General features: G+C 62.3%; 7 protein-coding genes, 1 pseudogene and 1 riboswitch. Of the genes and pseudogenes, 1 reads left to right on the forward strand and 7 read right to left on the reverse strand.

Translation table 11 applies throughout. The features are described 5' to 3' along the window. Position 1: 1 nt before the first annotated feature. Together gcvT and NMG46_RS14815 are read right to left on the reverse strand one after the other, a co-directional pair. Complete coding sequence (gene gcvT, locus NMG46_RS14810; protein ID WP_254818378.1) at positions 2-1,120, reverse strand: glycine cleavage system aminomethyltransferase GcvT; 1,119 nt, start codon at positions 1,118-1,120, stop codon at positions 2-4. A 148-nt stretch (positions 1,121-1,268) separates the two neighbouring features. Further along, positions 1,269-1,355: riboswitch (glycine riboswitch) on the reverse strand. A 117-nt stretch (positions 1,356-1,472) separates the two neighbouring features. Next, positions 1,473-2,300 (reverse strand): transporter substrate-binding domain-containing protein, encoded by an 828-nt coding sequence (locus NMG46_RS14815; protein WP_254818379.1) that lies wholly within the window; start codon positions 2,298-2,300, stop codon positions 1,473-1,475. Between the two features lie 86 nt (positions 2,301-2,386). Here NMG46_RS14815 and NMG46_RS14820 point away from each other — a divergent pair, with 86 nt between their 5' ends. Beyond that, positions 2,387-2,989 carry a DUF3011 domain-containing protein gene (locus NMG46_RS14820; RefSeq protein WP_254818380.1) on the forward strand — a complete coding sequence of 201 codons (603 nt, stop codon included), beginning with the start codon at positions 2,387-2,389 and terminating at the stop codon, positions 2,987-2,989. 28 nt (positions 2,990-3,017) lie between these two features. On the opposite strand, the gene NMG46_RS14825 is transcribed toward NMG46_RS14820, so the two are convergent. The 5 genes and pseudogenes from NMG46_RS14825 to NMG46_RS14845 form a co-directional block, all read right to left on the reverse strand. Further along, entirely contained in the window at positions 3,018-3,827 is an 810-nt protein-coding gene (locus NMG46_RS14825) for a molybdopterin-binding protein (RefSeq protein WP_254818381.1), read from the reverse strand. A 1-nt stretch (position 3,828) separates the two neighbouring features. Then, entirely contained in the window at positions 3,829-4,707 is an 879-nt protein-coding gene (locus NMG46_RS14830) for a cytochrome b/b6 domain-containing protein (protein WP_254818382.1), read from the reverse strand. A gap of 100 nt (positions 4,708-4,807) precedes the next feature. Then, positions 4,808-5,485, reverse strand: a complete 678-nt coding sequence (locus NMG46_RS14835; RefSeq protein WP_254818383.1) for a DUF1345 domain-containing protein — start codon at positions 5,483-5,485, stop codon at positions 4,808-4,810. A 5-nt stretch (positions 5,486-5,490) separates the two neighbouring features. Further along, the gene (locus tag NMG46_RS14840; RefSeq protein ID WP_254818384.1) at positions 5,491-5,958 is read right to left on the reverse strand and encodes a YaiI/YqxD family protein; all 468 of its coding nucleotides are present in this window, start codon (positions 5,956-5,958) and stop codon (positions 5,491-5,493) included. Between the two features lie 66 nt (positions 5,959-6,024). After that, positions 6,025-6,266, reverse strand: a pseudogene (locus NMG46_RS14845) (aldehyde-activating protein); the annotation flags it as partial.

The following is a 6,266-nucleotide window of genomic DNA, read 5'->3' on the forward strand; positions in this document are numbered from 1 at the left end:
ATCATCCTTTGCGGTAGCGATGGGGCGTGAAGGGCAAGGGGTGGATGTCGACCGGGATTTTCGTCCCGCGGACATCGGCGAACAGTTTTGCGCCGGACTTGGCAAGCGGCGTCTGGACGTAGCCCATTGCGACCGGATGACCGGCCGAGGGGCCGAAGCCGCCTGAGGTGACGTGGCCGGCAGGGTTGCCGTCGGCATCGAAAAGGGCAGCACCGGCGCGCACCGGCTGGCGGCCTTCCGGCTTCAGGCCGACGCGTTTTTGCGCCGGGCCGCGCTGCAGGATGGCGCGCAGCGCATCGGCGCCGATGAAGGCGCCAGAGGCGCGAACCTCCTTGGGGATCGCCCACATCAGCCCGGCGCTGGCCGGATCGATCTCCGGCGTGATGTCCAGCCCGTGTAGGCACAGCCCGGCTTCGAGCCGCAGGCTGTCGCGGGCAGCAAGGCCGACCCACATCACCCGCTCGTCCTCGAGCAGCCTGGTGACGAGGTTTCGCGCATCCGCTTCCGGCAGGCAGATCTCGAAGCCGTCTTCGCCGGTATAGCCGGACCGGCTCATGAACCATTTTTCGCGCGGTTCGATGCCGTGCATGAACACCAGCGAACCGGTCTCGATGCCGGCGCGGGAAAGGGCAGCCCACGCTTCGGGGCCCTGGATGGCAAGGAAGACGCGGTCGAGTGCGTCCACCTTCACGTCGAAATCGCCCTCGGCTTCGAAATTTTTGACCAATGCGCGCAGATGTTTTTCGTCGGCGGCGGCATTGCCGGCATTGGCGACCATCATGAAGCGCTCGGCGCCAAGCCTGGTGACGATCAGATCGTCCAGAATGCCGGCGGCCTCGTTGAGGAAGAACGTGTATTTGGACTGGGAAACCTCAAGCGCGCCGGCATCGAACGGGCAGGCGCGGTTCAGAAGCGCTGCTGCCCCCGAACCGCTGATTTCGAACAGCTTCATGTGCGAGATGTCGAACAGGCCGGCATGCTCGCGGCTGTGCAGATGCTCTTTCATCACACCGGCCGGATAGGTCAGCGGCATCGACCAGCCGGCGAAGGCGCCAAAGCGCGCACCGGCTGCCACATGCAGATCTTCGAGGGGAAGGTGTTTGGTGTCGTCGCCCGTCATGTCATCTCCAGAGTCGCACGCAAGCGGCCGCGAATGGCGACCAGTCCGTGCCCCTCTGTCTGAAGCCTGAGAGACTCGCGCCCCGTAACTCTGTCGGCAGCGCTTACACCTTCGGCGCGGGGGCAAGCCCCGACTTTCCAGAGTGTCTTTCCCGTCTACGGTTCTTTTGCCTGAGAGATTTCGGGCGATTTCCCCTTCGGCGGCAGCTCTCGCTGCTCTCTCCCGCAAACAGGTAGGACTCGGTCAGGAGCCCTCGACTCGTCATCCATAGCCCGTGGACGACACCTTGTCACCTGCCAGCGACATTTTTACTGGCAAGTCTTCGCTGCCTCGTCGCGAACAGGTCGCGACCCTATTGTTTTGCGGGCTCGGGCTTGGCTGTCTCGAAGCGCGACATCCATTTGAAGCTGCCGAACCAGTAGCGGCGAACGCCGCCTATGGTGCCGTCGGCGGTGCGCGCGCCGATCCAGTTGTTGACGTATTGGATGAGGCGGACATCGTCCGGCCGCATGGCAAACGCTTCCGGCGTCCGCAACAGCGGGCCGCCCACCAGCTTGAGCTTGGCGTCATAAAGCCTGGCGGCCATTTGCGGCGTCGGCGATGTCGCCACCATCGCCTGTGCTTGCCCGCTGATGACGGCGGCGAAAACATCGGCCGCATTGTCGAATGAAACGATGGCCGCTTTCGGGAATGCTTCCCTCGCGGCGGCTTCGTCCGTCGAGTTGGAGAGCACGGCGATCTTGTAGCCCGGCGCCGCAAGTGCCTTGCCCGGCCTTTTCCCAAGGCTGGCGATCGTCGCCACCATGCGGATATCGGCGGTACCGGTCTGGTCGGAGAACACCACCTCGCGTGCGCGTTCCGGCGTGCTGGCGTAGCCCGCCGCGATCATGTCGAACTCACCCTTGAGCAATCGCGTCTTGAGGTCGTTCCATGGCACCTCGATCAGCTTCAGGTCGACGCCGAGATCGGACGCCAGCGCACTGGTCAGGTCGACATCATAGCCGGCGAACTTCCCGTCGGCCTTCTTGAGGATCCATGGCGGATTAAGCGCGACGCCGACCGTCAGTGTCTTCTGATCGATGATGCGCTTGAGGCTGTCGTCCGCCCGGGCTGGCAGCAGCGACAAAGCCAACCATGCAGAAAGGGCAAGTATAATAGTGGCGATAATCTTAGCGCGCATTAATATAACCTCACTGAGCCCGTCCGGTTGTCAGACTTACACAGAGGTGCCATTCTGTCGATAGCGGACCCTGATGGAGAGTTGCGATGTCGGCACGGATGGCGGTTACCGGTTCGATGATGTTCCTGGGTTGCATCCTGGGCAACCCGGCGAAGCTTTCGTTGCTGCCGGTGGCAGCGCAGGCTGCGGGGGCAAAACGCGTGGTCTGCTCCAGCGCCGATTACCGTTATTCCTATTGCGGGGTCGATACGCGACGTGGCGTGCAGTTGACCTCCCGTCTATCGAAGGCGCGTTGCGTATACGGTAGAAGCTGGGGCTATGATGGCGGCGGCATCTGGGTCGACAATGGTTGCTCGGCCGAATTCGCAGTCGCCGGCCCCAACCGCAATCCCTCTGCTGGCGACCTCGCCGCAGCCATTATCGTCGGCGGCGTGGTAGGCGCCATTCTCGACAACAGCAATTCGCATCGCCATCATTCCGATAATTACTATCCGAAGCCGCGCCCGCGCCGTTACGACCAATCGATTGATCCGACGCCGCAATTCGACAATCAGGGCAATCCCAACTTCGATACCCACGGCAACTACCAAGGACCGCACGGGCTTGGGAAGCTCGTCACCCCGGACGATAATCCCGACCTGAATCCGGCCCTGCGGAGCGACGGCGACGACAGCGACGACGACAGTTAGGTTAGGCGAAACTGAGATCAGGTTTCAGTCAGATGCCGCCGTACCAATCGTAGCCATTGTCCTCCCAATAGCCGCCTCTGCCGCCGCCGATATTGGCGAAGCCGTCGACCAGCTCGATCTTGTAGAGGTATTTCGGCATCTTGTAGCCGAGCTGGCGCTCGACGCGGACGCGCAGCGGCGCGCCGTTCTCGACCGGCAGCGGCTTGCCGTTGAGGCCATAGGCAAGGATCGTCTGCGGATGACGGGCATCGATCAGGTCGATCGAGCCGTAATATTTGATATCGCCGGCAAGGCTGCGGTCGATCGTATCGAGGCAGTGGAACATGACATAGCGCGCCTGCGGCTTGACCACGGCCTGGTCGAGCACCAGCGACAGCGGCGTGCCGGTCCATTTGGCAATGCAACTCCAGCCTTCGACGCAGTCGTGGCGGGTGATCTGGGTGCGGCTCGGCATGTTCATCAGCTGCTCGCGGGTCAGCGACAGCGGCTTTTCGACAAGGCCGGAAACCTCCAGCCGCCAGTCGGCGAAATCGCTGGCGAGCAGGCCCTTGTAGAAATCGTCGTCGGGTGCGGTGACGCCGTTCGGCCGCTGCGGCTGGCGAATGTCGGCCTCGGTGAATTCCGGCGCCAGCGCATCAGCGCCGGCAAGCAGTCGCTGCGCCCGCCAGGTCAGGCCATTGGCGCTTTCGAGGAAGCTGCGCAGGCTGTCGCCGACGCCAAGCTGGCTGTCGAAGGCGTCGCAGCCCGACAGCATGATGCCGGAAAGGCCGAGGCTGGCCGAGGTCAGGAACTTTCTTCGGCTTATCTGTAGCTTGGGGCTGATCTCGAATTTCGCCATGTCAGGCACTCCTCTCTGGCGCATTGTCGGCATGCGCCGGCGGGTCGGTTCGATACCAGCCGGTGATGATTGAGCGCAGCTCGTTGATCGGACCGGCGGCCAGGATCATCAGGATGTGGATAATGAAGAAGGCGACGAGCAGCAGCATCACCGTGAAGTGAATGGTGCGCGCCGTCTGACGGCCGCCGAGCAAATCGTTCAGGAACGGCAGCACCGAATCCATGCTCGGCGACATGGCAAGGCCGGTGATGATCATCAGCGGCAGCAGCACGAACAGCACACCGCCATAAGCCATCTTCTGCAAGGTGTTGTATTCGCGCGTGTGATGGAACCTGAACCTGGCGTGGTCGACAATGTCTCGCGGCAGGCGCCTGAAATCATCGAGGCGCGGGGCAAGATCGCGGCGCAAATGGCCGTTGATGAGGCTGGCGACCAGCCAGACCAGCAGCGTGGTGGTCAGCACCCAGGCAAAGAAGAAATGAACGACGCGCGCGGTGCCGAGATCGTAATAGGAAGGGATCGTCGCCCAGGACGGGAAAGCCCGGGAAGTCTCCTGGCCGGCCGGACCCGACCAGCCGAGCACGCCAGTGGTATCGAAGCGCTTGCCGAAGATTTCGGTGTAACCGCGCGGGCCAGCCGCGGTATTCTCGGCGCCGATGGCGAAGACGGTGTTGTTGTAGCCAAAGCCCGACTCCTTGCCGATGTAGAGCTGCGGGCGGGCGTTGAAGATCTGCAGGCCGGAAAGCAGCATGAAGAACAGCGCGATCGCCCATAGCCAATGCGTCAGCCGCGTCCAGCGCGACTGGCGATAGATCAGCGTCACATCGCTCGGCGCGGCGGTATCTGCTCCGGCGGCTTGGTTTCTGGCAAGCGATTCCATCTGTTGTTCCTCCGGCCGCGCGTTCGCCGCGGCCTGTCAGATATCTTCTCCTCCCAATACGTCGCCAGCCTAAGCGATGTTTCACCCGATCACGGATTTATTACGGACTGCCGAGGCTGACGGCTAGGTTGACTGCGGCTGCGACGATGACTGTATTGAAGAAGAACGACAGGATCGAATGCACAAGCACGACACGGCGCATTTGCGAGGTCGTGATGTTGGTGTCGGCGGTTTGCGCCGTCATGCCGATCACTGTCGAAAAATAGAGGAAATCCGAGCCCTCCGGTCGCTTGCCGCCCGGGAAGTCGAGGCCGCCGACTGGAATCCTCTTTTTGGTGTCGCCATCCATCGCATCGCCGTCCAACCAATAGAGATGCGCGTAGTGAAGTGCCGCCATGGCATGGATGGTCAACCAGCCAAGCGGGATAGACAGCAGCGCGACCGTAAGCTCGACGGGATCCGCGCTCTTCTCCCTGTTGATCAATTGAAACAATGAAATGATGGCAATAGCGACCACAACCAGAGTGACCGCGAAGATCGCCAGTACCGGCAGGTCAGTGTCGCCTGCATTCTTGCGCAGATAGCTGCCGGTAAGCCGCGGCATGTGGGCGACGACAAGAACGAGATAGGCGGCAAAGAACACATTGGCGCCGATCGAATAGGCAAGCGGCGCACGCCAGATCAGCGCTGCGCCAAAGGCTGCCACGCCGATGCAGGCCGACACCGCGAACAGCGTGTGGCGTCGCATGGGCATCTTGGTCGTGGTACCAGCCGCCATGGTTTTCAGTCCGCTGGCGCGGATTTCAGCGCTCGCCGTAGGATGCGGTCAAGCTCGCCTAGGAACCGCGAGCGATCCTGCGGCGCGAAGCTCGAATTGTAGCCCTTGCTCTCGCCGGTTTCGCGCAGGTGCTGCTTGAGGTCGCGCATCGCCACCGCCATGCCGATCGTTTCGGGCGTAAACGGGCGTCCGGTCGGACCAAGTACGTGGGCGCCAAGCGCCACCGCGCGCGCGGCAAGCGGGATATCGGCGGTCACCACAATGTCGTTGGACCGGGCATTTTCGACGATCCAGTCGTCGGCGGCGTCCGCGCCCTTGGAGACGACGACATTGCGGATCATCGGATCGCGCGACGGACGCAAGCCGCCATTGGAGACGAAGGTGACGACAATGCCGTGCCGCTCGGCGACTTTTTCGACCTCGGCCTTCACCGGGCAAGCATCGGCGTCGACGAGAATAGCAGGTGCGGGCATCGTTGTTCCAAATGTGAAAGAGCCGGGCGGCGTCGCCCGGCTCGATCGATGATAGTCGAGCGGCTACTAGGCCGGCAACGCGCCGGATCTCTTGGCCGTCCAGGTGGCGATATAGTCCATCAGGCCAGGATTGAGGCAATCATAAGGTTCGAGCCCGATCGACTTCAGCTGTGACCTTATGCCATCCATGCGGCTCGGATCGACACCGGATTCGATGATCGACGAGACAAAGGCGGTGAAGCCCGGAGGCGACCAGCCATCCTCCTGGAAGCGTTCCGGATGGATGAAGGACAGCCCCTTGAAAGCGT

Source organism: Mesorhizobium sp. LMG 17147 (genome assembly GCF_024297145.1).
Taxonomy (GTDB): domain Bacteria; phylum Pseudomonadota; class Alphaproteobacteria; order Rhizobiales; family Rhizobiaceae; genus Mesorhizobium.